The organism is Streptomyces sp. NPDC102283 (assembly GCF_044766265.1).
In the GTDB taxonomy this organism is placed as follows: Bacteria; Actinomycetota; Actinomycetes; order Streptomycetales; family Streptomycetaceae; genus Streptomyces.
In genome coordinates, this window is the sequence record NZ_JBIWLQ010000006.1 from 62,540 (window position 1) to 84,215 (window position 21,676).

Here is a 21,676-nt window from a genome sequence, read left to right on the forward strand (position 1 = left end):
CACCACGGGTGAGACCACCACGGGTGAGACCACCACGGGTGAGACCACCACGGGTGAGACCACCACGGGTGAGACCACCACGGGTGAGACCACCACGGGTGAGACCACCACCGGTGAAACCACCACGGGCGAAACCAGCAACAACGGTGGCTCGGGCAACAACGGTGGGTCCGGTAACAACGGTGGCTCGGGCAACAACGGTGGGTCCGGTAACAACGGTGGCTCGGGCAACAACGGTGGCTCGGGCAACAACGGTGGGTCCGGCAACAACGGTGGCTCGGGCAACAACGGTGGGTCCGGCAACAACGGTGGCGGCGACCAGGGTGGCACCAGCACCTCCGGCGGCTCCACCGACGGCGGCTCCACGACCTCCGGCGGCTCCACCTCCGGCGGCGGTTCCACCGATGGCAGCTCCGCGACTGGCGGCTCCACCACCGGTGGCGACGACGCCGGCTGCACCGTCGACCTCGACGGCGCCGAGTGCACCGACAACACGGACACCGACAGCGTCGGCAACAAGCCGGTCGAGCAGAGCAAGGGCAAGGAAGAGCTCGCCGAGACCGGTGCGGCCGAGACGACCTTCCTGGTCATCGGCGCCGCGACCATGATCGCGGGCGGCATCGGCTTCCGTATCCTGCCGCGCCTCGTCGGCGGCGGTCGCACGGTCGCCTAGGTCCGCAGCGGACCGTACCGGCGCGTAGAGGGCGCGGGTCGGGCCCGTACGCGGCCACAGCGTGAGGAAGGGCCCGGGAGGGCGTACGACGCCTCCCGGGCCCTTCTGCGCGCCCGAACCGCTCAGGCGGCCGTACGCATACGTCTGTCGGCCCCGGAGGGGCGATGAGGGGCGGCCCCGGAGGGCGCTGCGGTCCTGATCAGGCCGCTTGGTGCGCCAGCAGTGCGAGCGCGGCCAGCAGCACCACCATCAGGGCGATCAGCATGGCCGGGCTCATCCCGGCCAGCGGGCCCTGGCCCTGCTCCTCCAGCATCTGCTGCCGCACGGCACGGCAGACACGGCAGCGGCCCTCGCTGACGGGGGACGCGCAGTTCGCGCACACCAGTCGGTCATAGGTCATGCGCATTCCTCCTCCCGCGCGGCGGAGCCGCTTGCTGCTTCCACTCCGCACAACGCTCACGGCAACGCAACCGTTCCCCCCACCACTGTGCCAGCTCGCGGCGATTTCGGCGCGGCCCGCCGGACAAGGTCCGGCACGACCCGTTTCGTTCCAGGTGCTGATCCGCCATAAAACGCCCATTGCCGGACGCCGCCTGCACGCGTGAGCCCGGTTCGCGTATGGTCACGCTCACCTACTCCCGGCCGACCGTGGTGCATCCGTGATCCGATTCGACAACGTCTCCAAGACCTACCCGAAGCAGACCCGACCGGCTCTGCGCGATGTCTCGTTGGACATCGAGAAGGGTGAGTTCGTCTTCCTGGTGGGGTCCTCCGGCTCCGGCAAGTCGACCTTCATGCGACTGATCCTGCGCGAGGAGCGCGCCAGCACGGGCATGGTCCACGTGCTCGGCAAGGATCTCGCGCGGCTGTCCAACTGGAAGGTGCCGCAGATGCGCCGCCAGTTGGGGACGGTCTTCCAGGACTTCCGCCTGCTGCCCAACAAGACGGTCGCGGAGAACGTGGCCTTCGCGCAGGAGGTCATCGGCAAGCCCCGCGGCGAGATCCGCAAGGCCGTGCCCCAGGTCCTCGACCTCGTCGGCCTCGGCGGCAAGGAGGAGCGGATGCCCGGTGAGCTCTCCGGCGGTGAGCAGCAGCGCGTGGCCATCGCCCGCGCCTTCGTGAACCGCCCCATGCTGCTGATCGCGGACGAGCCGACCGGCAACCTCGACCCGCAGACCTCCGTCGGCATCATGAAGCTGCTGGACCGGATCAACCGGACCGGCACCACCGTGATCATGGCGACCCACGACCAGAACATCGTCGACCAGATGCGCAAGCGCGTCATCGAGCTCGAGCAGGGCCGTCTCGTACGCGACCAGGCACGCGGCGTCTACGGCTACCAGCACTGACCGAAGGGCCGCGGCCCTTCGTGCATGTCGAGCATCGAGTACTGAAAGGACGCCATGCGCGCCCAGTTCGTCCTGTCGGAGATCGGCGTCGGTCTCCGCCGCAACCTCACGATGACCTTCGCGGTCGTGGTCTCCGTCGCACTCTCGCTCGCCCTGTTCGGCGGCGCGCTGCTCATGCGCGAGCAGGTCAGCACGATGAAGGACTTCTGGTACGACAAGGTCAACGTCTCGATCTTCCTCTGCAACAAGAACGACGCCAAGGAGACGCCCAAGTGCGCCAAGGGGGCCGTCACCAAGGAGCAGAAGGACCAGATCAAGACTGACCTGGAGAAGATGGACGCCGTCGAGACGGTGCACTTCGAGACGGTCGACGAGGCGTACAAGCACTACCAGGAGCAGTTCGGCGACTCCCCGATGGCGGGCAACATCACGCCCGACCAGATGCAGGAGTCCTACCGCGTGAAGCTGGAGGACCCGCAGAAGTACAAGGTCGTCGCGACGGCCTTCGCCGGGCGGGACGGGGTGCAGTCCGTCCAGGACCAGCGGTCCATCCTGGATCAACTCTTCGAGCTCATGAACGGCATGAATCTCGTCGCGGTCTACGTGATGATCCTCATGCTCGTCATCGCGCTGATCCTGATCGTCAACACCGTGCGCGTCTCCGCGTTCAGTCGGAGACGCGAGACGGGCATCATGCGCCTGGTGGGAGCCTCCGGCTTCTACATCCAGGCTCCTTTCATCATGGAGGCGGCCGTCGCCGGTCTGATCGGCGGTGTGCTGGCCTGCGGGATGCTGCTCGGCGGGCGGTACTTCCTGATCGACGGCGGTCTCGCGCTCCAGGACAAGCTGCTCGTGATCAACTTCATCGGCTGGGACGCGGTCCTCACCAAGCTTCCGCTGGTGCTCGCGATCGGCCTGCTGATGCCCGCCGTCGCCGCTCTGTTCGCGCTGCGCAAGTACCTGAAGGTGTGACATGTGCCCCCTGGGGCGCACGGGAGATCGCCCGTGCGCCCCAGGGGGCTTGTCCTAGACTCGGCGCCATGTCGGGTTGTTCGCACCGCTTTCGGCCCCGCGGCCTCTGCCGCGGGGCGGCCCTGACATTGGTCTTCGGGTGTGCGCTCGCCACCGCCGCCGCGACCGGTTCGCTGCCGCAGGACCCCGACCCCGGTGCCGGGCCGCAGACCCGTGCCGTCTCCTCCACCGTCGCCCCGGTCGACCGGGGCGAGATCGAGGGCGCCGCCGCCGAGGCCGAGGCGGACGGGAAGTCGGTGAAGGACGCCGCGGAGGAAGTGGTCAGCCGTAGCGGGGACCGCTGGGGCGCGGTCTACGACGAGCGGGAGTACGAGGAGTTCGAGCAGGCGCTGGACGGCTCCTACACCGGCGTCGGGCTCTCCGCCCGGCGCACGGCCCACGGCGACGTCACCGTGTCGCGCGTGCAGACCGGGGGCCCCGCGGACCGGGCCGGCATCCGCGCCGGCGACGTGCTGCGCACCCTGGACGGCCGCGCGGTCGGCAAGCGTCCCGTCGCGGAGGTCGTCGCGCTGCTCCGCGGCGACGGTACGGGCGCGGCCGAGGGCAGCCGGGTGGAGCTCGGCCTGGTCCGGGAGGGCCGGAGCTGGACGGAATCCCTTCGGCGGGCCCGGCTGACCACCGAGGCGGTCACCGTGCGGCGGCTGGGGGCGGAGCCGTCGTCGGCGGTCCTGGTCAAGGTCGCCGCGTTCACCAAGGGCGCCGGGGCCGATGTCCGGGAGGCGGTCCGCGAGGCTCCCGAGGGGGCCGGGATACTGCTCGACCTGCGCGCCAACTCCGGCGGACTCGTCACCGAGGCCGTCGTCGCCGCCTCCGCCTTCCTGGACGGCGGCCTGGTCGCCACGTACGACGTGCGCGGGGAGCAGCAGGCCCTGTACGCGGAGCTGGGCGGTGACACGGACCGGCCGGTCGTCGTCCTGGTCGACGGCGGCACGATGAGCGCCGCCGAGCTGCTGACCGGTGCGCTCCAAGACCGGGGCCGCGCGGTCACCGTCGGCTCGCCCACCTTCGGCAAGGGCTCCGTGCAGATGCCCAGCGAGCTGCCGGGAGGCTCGGTGGCCGAGCTGACCGTCGGCCACTACCGCACCCCGGGCGGCCGGAACGTCGACGGCCGGGGCATCACACCCGACCTCGTGGTGGGGGAGAGGGCCCAGCAGCGGGCCGAGACGGTATTGAGTGGCCTCGGGGGTGGGTCGTAGTGCGAAAATGACCGCACTATGGCGAAGGAAAAAGACACCGGGCGCAAGATGATCGCGCAGAACAAGAAGGCGCGGCACGACTACACGATCCTCGACACCTACGAGTGCGGCCTCGTCCTCATGGGTACGGAGGTCAAGTCCCTGCGCATGGGACGGGCCTCCCTGGTCGACGGCTTCGTCCAGATCGACGACCACGAGGCCTGGCTCCACAACATCCACGTACCCGAGTACGTCCAGGGCACCTGGACCAACCACACGGCCAAGCGGAAGCGCAAGCTGCTGCTGCACCGGGCCGAGATCGACAAGCTGGAGTCGAAGTCGCAGGAGACGGGCCACACGATCGTGCCGCTCGCGCTGTACTTCAAGGGCGGCCGGGTCAAGGTCGAGATCGCGCTCGCGAAGGGCAAGAAGGAGTACGACAAGCGGCAGACGCTCCGCGAGAAGCAGGACACGCGGGAGACGAACCGCGCCATCTCGGCGGCCCGCCGACGGCAGCGCAGCGCCTGAGCGGGGTCTGTCCGGGCGGGGCCGGCGGCCGGGCAGGAATACGGTGGCATCGTCCGGCGTTGGTCACGTACGATGGGCCGTGCACCTCAGCGAAGGTGCGCGTTTTGAAAAATCAACATGGGGATGATCGGTTTCGACAGCGGATGTCGAAGCAGGGGAAGCGAGTCGAGGAAGCGGCAATGATCTCGTAAACCATATGTCGCAAACAATAATCGCCAATTCCAAGCGCGATTCCTCCGCCTTCGCCCTCGCTGCCTAATTAGCAGCTAAGCGAAGACTCTGCGGAGTGTCAGCCCGGGGGTGATCCCGACCCGGATCCTGGCATCAACTAGGGATCTAAACTTCTCGGCCCGGCCACGGGGCCGAGAAGGAAATCAAACAGTGGCTGGGCCTGTCGGAGGCTTGTTCGCGTGACCTCCGGGGCCGAGAAAAGCGTAGCGAACTGCACTCGGAGAAGCCCTGGTTCCGCACCGTTGGACGCGGGTTCGATTCCCGCCATCTCCACCACCCCATGTAAGCCTCCGCCCCGCGAGTTCACTCGCGGGGCGGAGGTTTTTTTCATGCTCCTCGCCGGGGCTCTGACCTCCGACTCCGGCCGGGTCCCTGCTCGACGGCGTCCCACTGGCCGATCTCCCGGTGGACGTCCTGCGCCACCGGATCGTCCTGACGCCGATGGGTCGAGCAGCCGGTGCGCCGGGCGCTCGTCGCCGTCCTGCACGACCTGAACCAGGCCGCCCGCTACGGCACCCACGTCATCGCCATGAAGGACGGGGCCGTCGTCGCGGAGGGGCCGCCCGCCGACCTGATCACCGAGGAGCTGGTCGAGGACGTCTTCGCGCTGCCCTGCCGGGTCATCGAGGACCCGGTCCCGCACAGCCCCCCGTCATCCCGCTCGGCTCGCTCGCCGCACCGCCGTCCCCGCGCCCGCGATGACCAGGGCGAGGGCCGCCGCGGACATCGGGGCCGCGTAGCCGGTGACCGTGCCCGCGTGCTCGACCAGCCAGCCGCCGGCCGCCGCCCCGGCCGCGATCCCGCCCAGCAGCGCGGTCACCGCGAGCGTCATGCCCTCGTTCAGCTGCTCCGGGCGCGTGGACCGCTGGACCAGCGTCATGCCCGTGACCATCGTCGGCGCGGTCGCCGCACCCGCCACCAGCAGGCAGAGTGCCAGGACCGGCAGCGAGGCGGAGCCGGTTGCGGCCAGCAGCGGCAGGGACATCAGCGCCGTCATCCCGGCCAGGCACAACAGCAGCCTGAGGCGGACGTTCCGGGCGGGCCGCAGCGAACCGTAGACCAGGCCCGCCACGCACGACCCGGCCGCCTGGAGCGCCAGGATCGCGCCCCCGGCATGCGCGATGGAGACCACCTCCAGCGCCCCGAACACCGCCCCCGTGGCGAGGAAGACCGCCAGCAGCGCGGGCATCCCCGGGGTCCGCAGGGGCGAGGCCACGGCGCTCGTACGGGGGGTGACGGGCGGTTCCGTGGCGCGCTGGGCGGCGAAGACCAGGACGCCGCTCATCAGCAGCACCGCCCCCACCAGCGTGCCCGCCTCCGGGAACAGCGCCCCGCAGAGTGTCGCGGCCAGCACCGGGCCCAGCATGAAGCAGAGCTCGTCGGCGGCCTGTTCGAAGGAGTTCGCGGTGTGCAGGGCCGCCGGGTCGCCCCGGTGCAGATGCGCCCAGCGGGCCCGCGACATGCCGCCGGTGTTCGGGGTCGTCGCGGTCGCGGCGTACGCGGCGAACAGCGTCCAGGCCGGGGCCTCGTAGTGCACGCAGAGAACCAGGGCCAGCGAGCCCAGCACGGCGAGCGCGGTGGCGGGCACCGCGATCCGCGCCTGCCCGTAGCGGTCCACGAGCCGGGCGGTGAAGGGCGCGACGACCGCCGTCGCGGCCAGCCCGGTCGCGGTGACGGCCCCAGCCAGGGCGTACGAACCACGGGATCCGGCGATCATGATGACCGCGCTGACGCTGAACATCCCCATCGGCAGCCGGGCGATCAGGTTGCCCGCCGTGAACGCCCGGGCCCCGGGGGTCGCCAGCAGCCGGAGGTACGGGTTCGACGACGGCCGCCGTCCGGAGCCCCCGGCGCTGCACCGACGGCCTGGCCCGGCGTCCCCGGCGCCCCCGGGCACGGAGCGCGGAGCCGCGACCAACTGGCCGCCGGCGACGGCGAGCAGGGGAGTGGGCGGCGGTGCGGCGGCACGGTCCGGCCGGGAAACGGACTCCGGGCAGGCGGTGGCGGGGGATATCGGTGTCGGCATACGACCAGGCTGGCCGTGCCCCGCCGCCCGGGTCCAACACCTTCTTCGCACCCATTCACGCGTCTGTGTTGTGAATGGCGCCCCGCGCGGTAGATTCGCGAGGTGCCCCCAGCCGACACCGACCCCCGACTCCTGCGCGCCTTCCTCGCCGTCGCCGACGAACTGCACTTCACCCGGGCCGCCGCCCGCCTCTTCGTCGCGCAGCAGGCGCTGAGCAGGGACATCCGGCGCCTGGAGCGCGAACTGGGCGCCGAGCTGTTCGTCCGTACGACCCGGCAGGTCGCCCTCACCGCGGACGGCGAACGCCTGCTTCCGTACGCCCGCCGGGTGCTCGACGCGCACGCCGAACTGGCCGGGGCCCTCAGTGGTGCGCCCGCCCGGCCGCTGCTCGTCGACCTGAACAGCGACGGCGCGACCGCCGCCCGGGTGCTGGCGCGCGCCCGTGAACTCCTGCCGGAGTGCGAGCTGATGGCCCGCTTCGAGTCCGGTCTCACCTGGGCCGCCGGCGAGATCCTGGCCGGCCGGCTCGACGCCTCCTTCGGCCGGGCCGCCGGACTGGCCCCCGCGGTGCGCGCGGGACTTTCCGTGCACCCCGTGCGGTACGAGCCGATGGCCCTGATGCTGCCCGTCACTCATCCCCTCGCCGCGCGGGAGGTCGTCGCCCTGGCCGAGCTGGCCGGAGAGACCGTCTACGCGGGGGCCGGCAACGAGCGGACACGGGAGTGGACGGACCTCGCCACGCTGCTGTTCGCCGAGTGGGGCATCACCATGGCCCCGCCCGTCCCGCTCGCCGTGGGCGTGGCCGAATTCCAGCGGGTCATGTCGAAGGGCGGACATCCCGTGCTCGCCGTCGTCGACTTCCCGGCGATGCCCGGAACGGTGCTGCGCCCGCTCGTCGACCCGATTCCGCTTTCGCCGCTGTCGCTGGTCTGGCGCAAGGGTCTGAACCACCCCGGCACCGACGCGTTGCGTAGCGCTGCTGACCAGTTGGCCCTTGCTGAAGGGTGGATGGTACCGCCGGTCGGGTCGTGGCTTCCCGAGGGCGATCGGTCACTGATGCGCAACCGTTCCTGATCAACTCCGTTCAGGGGCACTTGGGCGTCAACGTCGTGCGCTACATTCATCGTCCGGGTGCAAGTAGGCCGGGTTCGTGGACGGGTGGGGGCTCAGTCCGACAGTAAAGAACCAGTCAATTTCGTGCGCCTGATTCTGAGTGGGGGATGGGGCTGCACTGGTGGACAATTGGCGCGAAGGCCAGCGGACCGGGCACACGCATGAGCCCAACGACGCGACGATCCAGCTCGACGGACTGGGCCGTCAGCTGGCCGAGCTGCCCGGCGAACCCGCTCCGCCGGACGGCTCCGACGGCCCCGTCTTCGTCGACGAGAGCGGCCGCCGCGGCAAGACCTTCCGGCGCCTCGGCTGGGTCCTGGCCTCGGTCTGCGTCGCCTACGCCGTGACGCTGGTCCTCGCCGTCCTCGGCGGGAACTCCAGCGCCCCCTGGCTGCCCCTGTCCGGGAGCGAGGAGAAGGCGAAGGCGGAGCAGGCCGAGGAGGCCCCCGCGCCCGACGACACCGCGGGCGGCCCGTCCGGCGACGCCCCGGAACCCGGGCCCAGCGCCTCGGGCCCCGCGGCGGTCGAGGCGTCCGCCACACCCGGCGACGCGACCCCGTCGGCCACCTCCGTGCTGGTGCCCGCCGGATCGGCCGGCGCCCCCTCCGCACCGGTCTCCGCCGCCCCGTCCCGTACCACCGGGACCGGCGGCGCGGGCGGCGCGGGCGCCACGAAACCGGACCCCACGACCTCGACCGCCAAACCACCGGTCGACCCCACGCCGCCGTCCCCCGAGCCGGAGCCGTCCGATCCGACGACGTCCGCTCCCGCCGAGAACCCGGACCAGCCGGTGCAGGAAGAGAGCGCCCCGTAAATGAACTCCCCCGCCACGCGGGGCAGGAACGGCGGATCGAGGAAAGCGTCACGCGGCCGGAGCCGGTTCAGGCTCCCCATGCGCTATCTCCTGCCGACGACGTTCCTCGTCGCCCTGCTCGCGATGCTGATGCTGCGCGGATACGTGCACAACGAGATCCTCGCCGACCACCGGGTCCGCGGCGCCGACAGCACCACCCGGGTGCCCCAGGACGTCCGTGACGGCGGGCCCGTCATCGACGCCCGTTCCGGTGACGCCGAGACCCTGCGCATACCCGACCGCCGGATCGTCCTGACCTTCGACGACGGACCGGACCCGGTGTGGACGCCGAAGGTGCTCGACAGACTGAAGGAGTACGACGCCCACGGCGTCTTCTTCGTCACCGGCAACATGGCCGCCCGCTACCCCGACCTGGTCGAACGGATGGTCGCCGAGGGGCACGAGATCGGGCTGCACACCTTCAACCACCCCGACCTCTCCTACCGGTCCACCGCGCGCATCGACTGGGAGCTGTCGCAGAACCAGCTGGCGCTGGCGGGCGCGGCCGGCATCCGCACCTCGCTCTTCCGGCCGCCGTACTCCTCCTTCTCGTACGCCATGGACAACACGTCCTGGCCGGTCACGGAGTACATCGGCAGCCGCGGCTATCTCACCGTCGTCAACGACACCGACAGCGAGGACTGGAAGCGCCCCGGGGTCCGCGCCATCGTCGAGCGGGCCACGCCGAAGGACGGCAAGGGCGCGATCATCCTGATGCACGACTCCGGCGGCGACCGCTCGCAGACCGTGGCCGCGCTCGACACCCTGCTGCCGGACCTCAAGGCGCGGGGCTACACCTTCACCCGCCTCACCACCGCCCTCGACGCACCCAGCGCGCACACCCCGGTCACCGGGTTCGCGCTGTGGAAGGGCAAGGCCTTCGTCTCCGCCGTCGCCGTGTCCGAGCGGATCACCGGTGTCCTGGTCGTCGGGCTCGCCGTCATCGGTGTCCTGGTCCTCGCCCGCTTCGGGCTGATGCTGCTGCTCTCGTTCCTGCACGCCCGCAAGGTCCGCCGCAGGAACTTCAGCTGGGGCCCGCCCGTCGGCCGCCCGGTCTCCGTCCTCGTCCCCGCGTACAACGAACGCGCGTGCATCGAGGCGACCGTGCGCTCCCTGGCCGCCAGTGAGCACCCCATCGAGATCATCGTCATCGACGACGGCTCCACGGACGGCACCGCCGACCTCGTCGAGGCGCTGCGGCTGCCCCGCGTACGGGTCGTGCGCCAGCGGAACGCGGGCAAACCCGCCGCCCTCAACAACGGCATCCGGCACGCCCGTTACGACATCGTCGTGATGATGGACGGCGACACCGTCTTCGAACCGGCCACGGTCCGCGAGCTGGTCCAGCCCTTCGGCGACCCCCGGGTCGGAGCCGTCGCGGGCAACGCCAAGGTCGGCAACCGCGACTCCCTCATCGGCGCCTGGCAGCACATCGAATACGTGATGGGCTTCAACCTGGACCGCCGGATGTACGACGTGCTCGGCTGCATGCCCACCATCCCCGGGGCCGTCGGCGCGTTCCGCCGCGAGGCCCTGGACCGGGTCGGCGGGATGAGCGAGGACACCCTCGCCGAGGACACCGACGTCACCATGGCCCTGCACCGGGACGGCTGGCGCGTCGTCTACACGGAGAACGCCCGCGCCTGGACCGAGGCTCCGGAGTCCGTGCAGCAGCTGTGGTCGCAGCGCTACCGGTGGAGCTACGGCACCATGCAGGCCATCTGGAAGCACCGCCGCGCGGTCATCGAACGCGGACCGTCGGGCCGCTTCGGCCGGGTCGGGCTGCCGTTCGTCTCCCTCTTCATGGTCCTCGCCCCGCTGCTGGCCCCCCTGATCGACGTGTTCCTGCTGTACGGGCTGGTCTTCGGCCCCACCGGCAAGACCGTCGCCGCGTGGTTCGGCGTCCTGGTCGTCCAGGCGGTGTGCGCCGCGTACGCGTTCCGGCTGGACAAGGAGCGCATGACGCACCTGATCTCGCTGCCGCTCCAGCAGATCCTCTACCGCCAGCTCATGTACGTCGTGCTGCTCCAGTCCTGGATCACCGCGCTCACCGGCGGCCGGCTGCGCTGGCAGAAGCTGCGCCGCACGGGCGCGGTGGAGGCTCCCGGCGGCTCGTCCGTACGGCGCCCGCAGGGACCCGGGGCCACCGCCGGAGCCGTGGACCGGAGGCCCTACGTATGACCGCCCCGCCCCTGCCCAGGACCGTCCCGCCGGGCCCCGCGGCCCCGCTGCCCGCGCCCGTGAAGCCCGTCCGCGACCGGTACTTCGACCTGCTGCGGGCCCTCGCCCTCTTCCGCGTCGTCCTCTACCACCTGACCGGCTGGGCCTGGCTGCCCATCGTCTTCCCGTCGATGGGCGTCATGTTCGCCCTGGCCGGGACGCTGATGGCGCGCTCGCTGAAGCGGCCCGCCCTCCAGGTGATCCGGGGCCGGGTCCGCCGACTCCTGCCGCCGCTGTGGCTGCTCGGCGCGATCGGCGTGACCGGCATGGTCGCCCAGGGCTGGGGCCCGGACGCCGAGGGCCACCCGGGCTGGTGGTGGCAGCACCTCCTGTACTGGGTGCTGCCGCTCAGCGATCCGCCGTACGCGTACGACGTGGCGGGCGTCGACGGCTTCATCGGCGCGGGCTGGCCCGAGGAGCTGGCCGGGCCGCTCTGGTACATCCGGGCCTACCTGTGGTTCGTCCTGTTCTCCCCGCTGATCCTGCGCGGTCTGCGCAGGCTGCCCTGGCCGACGCTGCTCGCGCCGCTCGCCCTCGCCGTCGTCATGCGCCTGGAGCTGTTCTCCACCACCGAGCGCCTCGACTCCGCGATCACCGACTTCTCCACCTTCGGCGCCTGCTGGATCCTCGGCATGGCCCACCAGGAAGGCGTCCTGAAACGGCTGCCCGCCTACGTCGTGCCGTCCATCGCCCCGCTCTTCGCGGGCGCGGGGCTGTGGTGGGCGAGCCACGAGGGCTTCCGCAGCGGTTTCGACCTGGACTCCATCCCGCTCGCCCAGGCCCTGTGGTCCTTCGGCTGCGTCCTGCTCCTGCTGCACCTCAGCCCCACCTGGACCGCGTGGCCGAAGCGGCTGCGCCCCTTCGCCCGGCCCATCACCCTGCTCAACTCGCGGGCGGTGACCGTCTACCTCTGGCACAACGTCTGCATCCTGACCGCCGCCACGCTCTACGACCGGCTCTGGTCCGTCGACGCCCTCGGCGAGAACGTGCCCTGGCTGCTGGAGAGCTGGGTGCCCGTGCTGCTGATCACCTGGGCCCTCATCGCGCTCTGCGTCCTCGCCTTCGGCTGGGCCGAGGACGCCGCCGCCAAGCGCCGGCCGCGGCTCTGGCCGGACGGCAGGCGGTAGCGGAAGCGGACACGGCATCTCACCGGGTCGCGAGGGGCCCGGTGAGAGCAAGGTTGCCCACCGGTCACCTCACAGCACCACGCCGAAACGCGGGCTCCCTAGCGTCGGGGCAACACCCCGAAGCGACGGGGACAGCACCCCGATGCGACGGGGACACCACCCGGACCCCCTGTGGAGGCGCGTGATGGCAGGCCGTTGGATCGAGACCTGGGAGCCGGAGGACGAGACGTTCTGGCGGGAGAAGGGCGTACGCGTCGCCCGTCGCAACCTCTGGTTCTCCGTGCTCTCCGAGCACATCGGATTCTCCATCTGGACCCTCTGGTCGGTGATGGTCCTGTTCATGGGACCGGAGTACGGCATCGACCCGGCCGGGAAGTTCTTCCTCATCTCGACCGCCACCCTCGTCGGCGCGCTGGTGCGGGTGCCGTACACCTTCGCCGTCGCCCGGTTCGGCGGCCGCAACTGGACGATCTTCAGCGCGGTGAGCCTGCTCGTCCCGACCCTGGCCGCGTTCTGGGTGATGGAGCCCGGGACCTCGTACGCCACCTTCGTCGCGGTCGCGGCGCTCACCGGGATCGGCGGCGGCAACTTCGCCTCGTCGATGACCAACATCAACGCCTTCTTCCCGCTGCGCGAGAAGGGCTGGGCGCTCGGCCTGAACGCGGGCGGCGGCAACATCGGCGTCCCCGTCGTCCAGCTCGTCGGCCTGCTCGTCATCGGCACGCTCGGGGCCTCGCACCCCCGGATCGTCCTCGGGGTGTACATCCCGCTGATCGTCCTGGCCGCCGTCTGCGCCGCCCTGTACATGGACAACCTCCGGCCCGTGAAGAACGACACCGGGGCCGCGCTGGAAGCCGTCCGCGACCCGCACACCTGGATCATGGCGGTCCTCTACATCGGCACCTTCGGCTCGTTCATCGGCTACAGCTTCGCCTTCGGCCTGGTGCTCCAGACCCAGTTCGGCCGGACCCCGCTCCAGGCCGCCTCGCTCACCTTCGTCGGCCCGCTGCTGGGCTCCCTGATCCGGCCCGTCGGAGGCCGGCTCGCCGACCGGTACGGCGGCGCGCGCATCACCCTGGCCACCTTCGCCGCGATGGCCGCCGCCACCGGCGTCGTCATCCAGGCCTCGGGGAACGCCTCACTGCCCGTCTTCCTCACCGGCTTCACCGCCCTGTTCGTCCTGACGGGCCTCGGCAACGGATCGACGTACAAGATGATCCCCGGCATCTTCCACGCCAAGGCCCTCGCCCGGGGGCTCGACGCGGAGGCCGCCGCCGCCCACGGACGCCGTCTCTCCGGCGCGGCCATGGGCCTCATCGGGGCCGTCGGCGCGCTCGGCGGCCTGGCCATCAACCTCGCCTTCCGCCAGTCCTTCCAGGCCTCCGGCACCGGAACCGCGGCGTTCTGGTCCTTCCTCGCCTTCTACGGGGTGTGCTTCACCCTCACCTGGGTGGTATACCTTCGCCGCCCGGCGCCCGCGCTCACCCGGGGCCGGCTCGGCTACGCGGAGGTGTAGGGCCTGTCGGGCCCGTCCCCCGGAGCCGGCACGGGACGACATGACGACATCCTGACGTCGTACGACGTAACGGCCGGGAAATACGGGGGAACCGAGCCTGTCACGCATCGTTGACAGTCTCGGGCCTGACGTACATCGCGTACCAGCGGGAACCACAGGAGCCGGGAACACGCCATGCAGGACGACGACACACCGCCAGGCCCCCTCGCGGGCTTCACCGTCGGGGTGACCGCGGCCCGCCGCGCCGAGGAGCTCGCCACCCTCCTCAAGCGCCGCGGAGCCGCCGTCCTGCACGCCCCCGCCCTGCGGATCGTGCAGCTCGCCGACGACAGCGAACTCCTCGCCGCCACCCAGCAGCTGATCCGCCACGCCCCCGACGTGGCGGTCGCCACCACGGCGATCGGCTTCCGCGGCTGGATCGAGGCGGCCGACGGCTGGGGCGTCGGCGACGCCCTGCTGAAGACGCTGAGCGGGGTCGAACTCCTCGCCCGGGGGCCCAAGGTCAAGGGCGCCGTCCGGGCCGCCGGGCTGACCGAGGCCTGGTCGCCCGGGTCCGAATCGATGGCCGAGGTCCTCGACCGGCTCCTCGCCCAAGGCGTCGCCGGCCGCCGGATCGCCCTCCAGCTGCACGGCGAACCGCTGCCCGGCTTCGTCGAGTCCCTCAACGCCGCGGGCGCCGACGTCGTCGTCGTCCCCGTCTACCGCTGGATGCCCCCGCAGGACATCGCCCCGCTCGACCGGATGCTCGACGTCACGGCCGCCCGGGGCCTGGACGCGGTCACCTTCACCAGCGCCCCCGCCGCCGCCTCGTTCCTGGGCCGCGCCGAGACCCGCGGACTGCTCCCGGAGATCCTCGGCGCCCTGCGCGACGACGTCCTGGTCGCCTGCGTCGGACCGGTCACCGCCCTCCCGCTCCAGGCCCGGGGCATCGACACCCTCCAGCCGGAACGCTTCCGGCTCGGCCCCCTCGTCCAGCTGATGTGCGCCCGGCTCCCCCTCACCGCACGCGTCCTGCCCGTCGCCGGCCACCGGGTCGAGATCCGGGGCCACGCCGTCCTCGTCGACGACGAGCTGCGCGCGGTGCCGCCCGCGGGCATGGCCCTCCTGCACGCGCTGGCCCGCCGCCCCGGCTGGGTGGTGGCCCGCGCCGACCTGCTGCGGGTCCTGCCCGGCAGCGGCACCGACGAGCACGCGGTGGAGACGGCGATGGCCCGGCTGCGCACGGCGCTGGGCGCTCCCCGGCTGATCCAGACGGTCGTCAAGCGCGGCTACCGGCTGGCGCTGGACCCGGCGGCGGACACGAAGTACGACCGCTGAGGGCCCGCCGCCGAGGAGACCCGGAGCGCCGCGGTACGAACGCCGAGGAGACCCGGAGCGCCGCCGTACGACCGCCGAGGGGCCCGGAGCGTCACCGCCGGCGGGGCAGCGCTTAGCGTGACCGGATGACCGATCACCTCCACCGGATCGCCCCGGACGTGGCCTTCCGCCCCGTCGCGATCACCGACGCGCCCGCCTTCGCCGAGGCCCTCACCCGCAACCGCGCGTACATGCGCCGCTGGGAGCCCGTACGCCCCGACACCTTCTACACCGTCGAGGGCCAGGCCGCCCGGCTCACCGCCCTGCTGGCCGACCGGGACGCGGGGCGGGCCATGCCCTGGGCGCTCGCGGACGACGACGGCCGGGTGATCGGCGGCTTCACGCTCTCCGGCGTCGAGCGGGGCCCCTACCGCAACGCCCGCCTCGGCTACTGGGTCGACGCGGACCACGCCGGACGCGGGCTCGCCACCGCAGCCGTCGGCGCGGTCTGCGCCGCAGCCCGCGACCGGCTGGGCCTGCACCGCGTCGAGGCGGCGACCGTCACCGACAACGCCCCTTCCCAACGGGTGCTCGCCAAGGCCGGGTTCGAGCGGATCGGCACCGCGCCGGGCTATCTGCACATCAACGGCCGCTGGCGCGACCACCACCTGTTCCAGCGGCTTCTGCACGACGACCCGCCGGCCGGCTGAGCGCCGCGGTGGGGGCCTCGCGCACATGTACATGGCCGTCCAGCGGATAGTCGGGCGGCAGCGCCGGGATCACTCGCGCCAGCGCGTAACCGCACTTCTCCGCCACCCGGCACGAGGCCCCGTTGTCCACCTGGTGCATCAACTCCAGCCTGGTCAGTCCCTGTTCGGCGAACTCCGTGAACGCCCAGTCGGTCAGCGCCGCCAGGGCCCGTGACGCCACGCCCCGGCCGCGCGCCGCGGCCGTCGTCCAATAGCCCACCTCCGAACAGTCGTTCCGCGGATCCGGCCGCTTCAGCACGATGTTGCCGAGCGGTGCGCCGTCCCGCCCGCCGCCCTGCCGGGTGCCGGGCACGGCTTCCGTCACGGCGAAGGCGAAGCGGGTGCCCGTCGCCCACCCCCTGCGCTGCGCCGCCAGCCAGGCGGCCGCCCCGTCCGCCCCGGAGACCTGGGTGGCCAGCCACCGTCGCATCGCCGGATCCTCGTACGCCTCCAGCAGCGCCGACAGGTCCTCCTCGCGCCACCGGCGCAGCCGCAGCCCGCCGGGGCCGGGCACGACGCTCCCGTCGTGGTGGTCCATGGGCGTCTCCCCCTCGTGATCCATGGCCGCCACGGTACGGGGGCGGGGTCCCGCACCGGGACGGCGGCGGGGGTTCCGGCCGGGCCCCGACCGGGGCACTCTGGGGGGTGGCCGTTCGACCGGTGACCCAAGGTGGTGACAGGAGCATGGCAGCGGGCAGGGGTGCGCGGATGTGGCGGTTCGACACGGGCCGGATCTGCCTCGATCTGGTGGCCACGGAGCCCGCCGGCGGGGTGCCGAGGGCCCGCGAACAGCTCGACGGCCCCGTGCGCCTGGCCCGGTGGCTGACCGACGCCCGGCTCGTCCCGCCGGGCACCGCGCTGACGGAGCTGGACGACACCTGGGTGGCCCGCTTCCGCGAACTGCGCTGCGCGGTCGGTCGCCTGATGGCGGCCCAGCTCGGCGGCCCCGAAGCCGACGGGGCGCTGGAGCGGGTCAACTCCCTGGCGTCCGGTGCGCCTCCCGGGCCCCGCGCGGTGCGTGGCGCGGACGGCGGCCTGGTGCGGGCCCTGAGCACGGCGCCCGACTGCGCGGGGCTCCTCGCCGTCGTCGCCCGGGACGCCGTGGACCTGCTCACCGACCCGGCCGCACGGGCGGCCCTGCGCCGCTGCCAGGGCGAGAACTGCCACCGGCTCTACCTGGACACCTCGCGCGGCGGGCGGCGCCGCTGGTGCTCCGGCGAGATCTGCGGCAACCGTGAGAGGGTCGCCCGGCACCGGCGCAGGACCATGGGGGCGGCCGACGGGCGCGGTCCGGCGAAGGAGATCCCGCCCGGCGTCGCGTGAACCGGGTCCCGCCCGACGCGACGCGCGATCGCCCCCGGTCGGCAGGTGCGCGCGGGCCCTCCTTCGCTATAGGGTTGACGGCTGCCCAGTGCACGTCAGAAGGGGGCCTCGGTGGCCGCGCAGGATGCCGCTGTCGAATCGCTGCGGGACCGGGAAATCGGTGTCGAGCAGGAGCATCTCGACCGTGTTTATCACCGCCTCGAAGAGAAGATCCACGAGGCGGAATTTCTTATGAACGACGCCGTCAAGCGCGGCCAGGTCGGTACCCCCGGCGCGCTCGCGGAGCGGGACGCCCAGGTGTTCCGGGCGGGGATCCACCTCAACCGGCTGAACAGCGAGTTCGAGGACTTCCTCTTCGGGAGGATCGACCTGCTGCTCGGCAAGGACGGGGAGCGCGGCCCGGACGGCGCGTACACCTCCGTCGAGCCGGCCGACGACACCGTGCGGGAGGACGCCACCGCCGATATCGCGGAGACGCTCCACATCGGCCGGATCGGGGTCCTGGACTCCGACTACGCGCCGCTGGTGATCGACTGGCGGGCCCCGGCGGCCGCCCCGTTCTACCGCTCCACCCCGAAGGAGCCGGGCCGCGTCGTACGCCGCCGGGTCATCCGCTCCAAGGGCCGCAAGGTCCTCGGGGTCGAGGACGACCTGATGCGCCCGGAGCTGACGGCGTTCCTGGACGGCGAGAAGCTGCCGGTGATCGGGGACGGCGCGCTGATGGCGGCGCTCGGCCAGGCCCGCAGCCACACCATGCGGGACATCGTCTCCTCCATCCAGGCCGAACAGGACCTGGTCATCCGCGCCCCCGCCGCCTCCGTCACCGAGGTCACCGGCGGCCCCGGCACCGGCAAGACCGCGGTCGCCCTGCACCGGGCGGCGTACCTGCTCTACCAGGACCGGCGGCGGTACGCGGGCGGCATCCTGGTCGTCTCGCCCACCCCCCTCCTGGTCGCGTACACCGAAGGGGTGCTGCCCTCGCTCGGCGAGGAGGGCCAGGTCGCCATCCGCGCGGTCGGCTCGCTCTCCGACGACGCGGCGGGCCTCCAGGGCGCGACGACCTACGACGAGCCGGCGGTGGCCCGGATCAAGGGCTCCTCCCGGATGCTCCACGTGCTGCGCAAGGCCGCCCGGGGCGCGCTGGAGCGGGGCCGGCCCGCGGCGCCGCGCGAGGAGGCGGGCCAGCTCTCCTTCGGCGAGGAGCCCGAGCGGAGTGCCGCGGCGACGACCCCGAACCGGCTGCGCGTCGTCGCCTTCGGCGCCCGGGTCGAGCTGGAGGCCGACGAGCTCCAGCGCATCCGGCACAACGCGCTGAGCGGCACCGCGCCGGTCAACCTGCTGCGCCCGCGCGCCCGCAAGCTGCTGCTGGACGCCCTGTGGAGCAGGTCCTCCGGACGCGGCCGGTACACCGACCCCCAGCTGGTGGCGGAGCTGCGCTCGTCGTTCGACGAGGACGTCTCCACCGAGACCCCGTTCCTGGAGTTCCTCGACGCCTGGTGGCCCGAGCTGACGCCGCGCCGGGTGCTGGCCGCGATGGCGGACGAGCGGCGCCTCGGCCGCTGGTCCCGGCGCATCCTCAACCAGGGCGAGGCGCGCCGGCTGGCCCGGTCGCTGAAGCGCCTCGACGCGAACGGCGATGGACCTCTCTCCGTCCACGACGTGGCGCTCCTGGACGAGCTCCAGGCGCTGCTCGGCACCCCGAACCGGCCCAGGCGCAAGCGGGAGGCCGATCCGCTGGACCAGCTCACCGGTCTGGAGGAGCTGATGCCGCAGCGCGAGGAGACCCAGTGGGAGCGGGCCGAGCGGCTCGCGGCGGAGCGCACCGAGTACGCGCACGTCATCGTCGACGAGGCCCAGGACCTCACGCCGATGCAGTGGCGCATGGTCGGCCGCCGGGGCCGGCACGCCACCTGGACGATCGTCGGCGACCCGGCCCAGTCCTCCTGGTCCGACCCGGACGAGGCGGGCGCCGCCCGGGACGAGGCGCTCGGCTCCCGGCCGCGCCGCCGCTTCACCCTCACCGTGAACTACCGCAACCCGGCGGAGATCGCTGAGCTGGCCGCGAAGGTGCTGGCGCTGGCGATGCCCGGGATGGAGTCCCCGGCCGCGGTCCGCTCGACCGGGGTGGTGCCCCGCTTCGAGCCGGTACGCGAGGGGGACCTGGCCGCCACGGTCCGCGAGGAGGCCGCGCGGCTGCTCGCGGAGGTGGACGGCACGGTCGGCGTGGTCGTCGCGATGAACCGGCGTGCCCAGGCCCGCGAGTGGCTCGCGGAGCTGGGGGAGCGGGTGGTGGCGCTGGGCAGCCTGGAGGCCAAGGGGCTGGAGTACGACGCCACGGTGGTCGTCTCGCCCGCGGAGATCGCGGACGAGTCCCCGGCCGGTCTGCGGGTGCTGTACGTGGCGCTGACCCGGGCGACGCAGCAGCTCACGGTGGTCTCGGGCGAGCGGGACATGCCGGACGAGGACGGAGTGCCGGACCTGCTGAGGGACTGACGCCGAAGAGGCTCGGAGAGTCAACCCGGCGCGCGGGAATCACTTCTCCGGGGTGTTTGTTACCTTGGTACTGGCACCGACTCGATCCAAGCCCCCGGGCCCAACCTTCGTCGCTTCGAGCGACCACTTGCCGCGAGGCGAGCATGGCGGGTCGGTGCCACCCAGGCGAAGAAGACAGACCGAAGAAGACAGACCCGCGTCACCTGCTGGTGGCGCGGGTCTGTTCTTGTTTTCCCGGGCTCCGCCCCCTCCGCCCCGGGCTCTGTTCCCTGCCTCCCGGGCTCCGCTCCGTCCCACGGACCCACCCGGACCGGTTCGGGTCCCGTTGGGGGTTCCGCCGAACGGGTAGTTTCTCGTATGGTGGAAACTACTTTCCGAAAGGCGGCAGCCATTACCGGCTACCGGCCGGTAGGTGCGACGATCGGGAAGCATGTCCGGAACGAAGGTTCCGGATGTGCGGCAATGAAGCTCAGGAAGCGAAGGACTCGGCCATGGCAACGGCGCCCAGCGTCTCGTACTCGATGACGGTCAGGCTGGAGGTGCCCGCGAGCGGCACCGCGGTCTCTCAGCTCACCACGGCCGTGGAGTCCTCCGGGGGCTCGGTCACCGGCCTCGACGTGACCGCCTCGGGCCACGAGAAGCTGCGGATCGACGTCACCATCGCCGCCACCTCCACCTCGCACGCCGACGAGATCGTCGAAGGTCTGCGCGGCATCGAGGGCGTCACGCTGGGCAAGGTCTCCGACCGTACGTTCCTCATGCACCTCGGCGGCAAGATCGAGATGGCGTCCAAGCACCCCATCCGCAACCGTGACGACCTGTCGATGATCTACACCCCCGGCGTCGCCCGGGTCTGCATGGCCATCGCCGAGAACCCCGAGGACGCGCGCCGCCTCACCATCAAGCGCAACTCCGTCGCAGTTGTGACGGACGGTTCCGCGGTGCTCGGCCTCGGCAACATCGGCCCGATGGCCTCGCTGCCCGTCATGGAGGGCAAGGCGGCCCTCTTCAAGCGCTTCGCCGGCATCGACGCCTGGCCGATCTGCCTGGACACCCAGGACACCGACGAGATCGTCGCGATCGTCAAGGCCATCGCCCCCGGCTTCGCGGGCATCAACCTGGAGGACATCTCCGCGCCGCGCTGCTTCGAGATCGAGGCCCGGCTCCGCGAGGCCCTCGACATCCCCGTCTTCCACGACGACCAGCACGGCACCGCGATCGTCGTACTGGCCGCCCTCACCAACGCCCTGCGCGTGGTGGGCAAGAACATCGGGGACGTACGGGTCGTCATGTCCGGCGCGGGAGCGGCCGGTACGGCCATCCTGAAGCTGCTCATCGCCGCCGGCGTCAAGCACGCCGTCGTCGCCGACATCCACGGTGTGGTGCACGCCGGACGCGAGGACCTGGTCGCGGCGGACCCCGACTCCCCGCTGCGCTGGATCGCCGACAACACCAACCCGGAGGGCGTCACCGGCACCCTCAAGGAGGCTGTCGTCGGCGCCGACGTCTTCATCGGCGTCTCCGCCCCGAACGTGCTGAACGGTGACGACGTCGCCGCGATGGCGGACGGCGCGATCGTGTTCGCGCTCGCGAACCCGGACCCCGAGGTCGACCCCGCGATCGCCCGGCAGACGGCGGCGGTCGTCGCCACCGGCCGCTCGGACTTCCCCAACCAGATCAACAACGTGCTGGTCTTCCCGGGTGTTTTCCGCGGCCTGCTGGACGCTCAGTCCCGCACCGTCAACACCGAGATGATGCTCGCCGCGGCCGGCGCCCTGGCCGACGTGGTCGCCGAGGACGAGGTCAACGCGAACTACATCATTCCCTCGGTCTTCAACGACAAGGTGGCGGGCGCGGTCGCCGGAGCCGTCCGGGCCGCCGCGAAGGCCGCCGCGGGCGCCGGCACGGACACCTCCACATCCGTCTGACTCCAGCGTTTCGACAGCCCCTCACGGGGCACCCGCAGGACACC

Annotated in this window: 18 protein-coding genes and 1 other RNA gene; 16 read left to right on the forward strand and 3 right to left on the reverse strand. The window is 72.1% G+C overall.

All coding sequences use genetic code 11. From position 1 onward, the window contains the following. Positions 1 to 673: LPXTG cell wall anchor domain-containing protein (locus ACIRJT_RS13820; protein ID WP_403908332.1), on the forward strand; the 673-nt coding region annotated here is incomplete at its 5' end. A 199-nt stretch (positions 674 to 872) separates the two neighbouring features. Here ACIRJT_RS13820 and ACIRJT_RS13825 read toward each other — a convergent pair. Continuing rightward, positions 873 to 1,073 (reverse strand): hypothetical protein, encoded by a 201-nt coding sequence (locus ACIRJT_RS13825; protein WP_403908334.1) that lies wholly within the window; start codon positions 1,071 to 1,073, stop codon positions 873 to 875. A 259-nt stretch (positions 1,074 to 1,332) separates the two neighbouring features. On the opposite strand from ACIRJT_RS13825, the gene ftsE reads away from it, so the two are divergent. The 5 genes from ftsE to ssrA all read left to right on the forward strand — a co-directional run bounded on the left by ftsE (position 1,333) and on the right by ssrA (position 5,264). Further along, positions 1,333 to 2,022, forward strand: a complete 690-nt coding sequence (gene ftsE, locus ACIRJT_RS13830; RefSeq protein WP_003968787.1) for a cell division ATP-binding protein FtsE — start codon at positions 1,333 to 1,335, stop codon at positions 2,020 to 2,022. Positions 2,023 to 2,076: 54 nt separating this feature from the next. After that, positions 2,077 to 2,994, forward strand: a complete 918-nt coding sequence (gene ftsX / locus ACIRJT_RS13835) for a permease-like cell division protein FtsX (RefSeq protein WP_403908337.1) — start codon at positions 2,077 to 2,079, stop codon at positions 2,992 to 2,994. A gap of 68 nt (positions 2,995 to 3,062) precedes the next feature. Further along, positions 3,063 to 4,250, forward strand: a complete 1,188-nt coding sequence (locus tag ACIRJT_RS13840; RefSeq protein ID WP_403908339.1) for a S41 family peptidase — start codon at positions 3,063 to 3,065, stop codon at positions 4,248 to 4,250. 18 nt (positions 4,251 to 4,268) lie between these two features. Further along, a complete protein-coding gene (gene smpB, locus ACIRJT_RS13845) occupies positions 4,269 to 4,757 on the forward strand; it encodes an SsrA-binding protein SmpB (RefSeq protein ID WP_403908341.1) in 489 nt (162 codons plus the stop codon). 119 nt (positions 4,758 to 4,876) lie between these two features. Next, positions 4,877 to 5,264: a transfer-messenger RNA gene (ssrA, locus tag ACIRJT_RS13850) on the forward strand. A gap of 376 nt (positions 5,265 to 5,640) precedes the next feature. Here ssrA and ACIRJT_RS13855 read toward each other — a convergent pair. Next, entirely contained in the window at positions 5,641 to 7,014 is a 1,374-nt protein-coding gene (locus tag ACIRJT_RS13855) for an MFS transporter (RefSeq protein WP_403908343.1), read from the reverse strand. A gap of 102 nt (positions 7,015 to 7,116) precedes the next feature. On the opposite strand from ACIRJT_RS13855, the gene ACIRJT_RS13860 reads away from it, so the two are divergent. From ACIRJT_RS13860 to ACIRJT_RS13890, 7 genes are all read left to right on the forward strand, one after another. After that, on the forward strand, positions 7,117 to 8,088 hold the full coding sequence (locus tag ACIRJT_RS13860; RefSeq protein WP_403908345.1) for a LysR family transcriptional regulator: 972 nt from the start codon (positions 7,117 to 7,119) through the stop codon (positions 8,086 to 8,088). 160 nt (positions 8,089 to 8,248) lie between these two features. Further along, entirely contained in the window at positions 8,249 to 8,941 is a 693-nt protein-coding gene (locus ACIRJT_RS13865; protein WP_403908347.1) for a hypothetical protein, read from the forward strand. Next, on the forward strand, positions 8,942 to 11,161 hold the full coding sequence (locus ACIRJT_RS13870) for a glycosyltransferase (RefSeq protein ID WP_403908349.1): 2,220 nt from the start codon (positions 8,942 to 8,944) through the stop codon (positions 11,159 to 11,161). Next, entirely contained in the window at positions 11,158 to 12,327 is a 1,170-nt protein-coding gene (locus tag ACIRJT_RS13875) for an acyltransferase family protein (RefSeq protein WP_403908351.1), read from the forward strand. The genes ACIRJT_RS13870 and ACIRJT_RS13875 overlap by 4 nt, the downstream gene beginning before the upstream one ends. A 184-nt stretch (positions 12,328 to 12,511) precedes the next feature. Further along, the gene (locus ACIRJT_RS13880; protein ID WP_403908353.1) at positions 12,512 to 13,843 is read left to right on the forward strand and encodes a nitrate/nitrite transporter; all 1,332 of its coding nucleotides are present in this window, start codon (positions 12,512 to 12,514) and stop codon (positions 13,841 to 13,843) included. A gap of 174 nt (positions 13,844 to 14,017) precedes the next feature. Further along, positions 14,018 to 15,160 (forward strand): uroporphyrinogen-III synthase, encoded by a 1,143-nt coding sequence (locus tag ACIRJT_RS13885; protein WP_403908355.1) that lies wholly within the window; start codon positions 14,018 to 14,020, stop codon positions 15,158 to 15,160. A 125-nt stretch (positions 15,161 to 15,285) separates the two neighbouring features. Further along, the gene (locus tag ACIRJT_RS13890) at positions 15,286 to 15,849 is read left to right on the forward strand and encodes a GNAT family N-acetyltransferase (RefSeq protein ID WP_403908357.1); all 564 of its coding nucleotides are present in this window, start codon (positions 15,286 to 15,288) and stop codon (positions 15,847 to 15,849) included. On the opposite strand, the gene ACIRJT_RS13895 is transcribed toward ACIRJT_RS13890, so the two are convergent. Further along, positions 15,782 to 16,426 carry a GNAT family N-acetyltransferase gene (locus ACIRJT_RS13895; protein WP_403908934.1) on the reverse strand — a complete coding sequence of 215 codons (645 nt, stop codon included), beginning with the start codon at positions 16,424 to 16,426 and terminating at the stop codon, positions 15,782 to 15,784. The genes ACIRJT_RS13890 and ACIRJT_RS13895 overlap by 68 nt on opposite strands. Before the next feature lie 146 nt (positions 16,427 to 16,572). Between ACIRJT_RS13895 and ACIRJT_RS13900 the strand changes: the two genes are divergently transcribed. From ACIRJT_RS13900 to ACIRJT_RS13910, 3 genes are all read left to right on the forward strand, one after another. Beyond that, positions 16,573 to 17,211, forward strand: coding sequence for a CGNR zinc finger domain-containing protein (locus ACIRJT_RS13900; protein ID WP_403908359.1), 639 nt, complete (start codon positions 16,573 to 16,575; stop codon positions 17,209 to 17,211). Positions 17,212 to 17,322: 111 nt separating this feature from the next. Beyond that, the gene (locus ACIRJT_RS13905) at positions 17,323 to 19,704 is read left to right on the forward strand and encodes a HelD family protein (RefSeq protein ID WP_403908361.1); all 2,382 of its coding nucleotides are present in this window, start codon (positions 17,323 to 17,325) and stop codon (positions 19,702 to 19,704) included. A gap of 491 nt (positions 19,705 to 20,195) precedes the next feature. After that, on the forward strand, positions 20,196 to 21,632 hold the full coding sequence (locus ACIRJT_RS13910) for an NAD-dependent malic enzyme (RefSeq protein WP_403908363.1): 1,437 nt from the start codon (positions 20,196 to 20,198) through the stop codon (positions 21,630 to 21,632). The last annotated feature ends 44 nt before the right edge of the window (positions 21,633 to 21,676 follow it).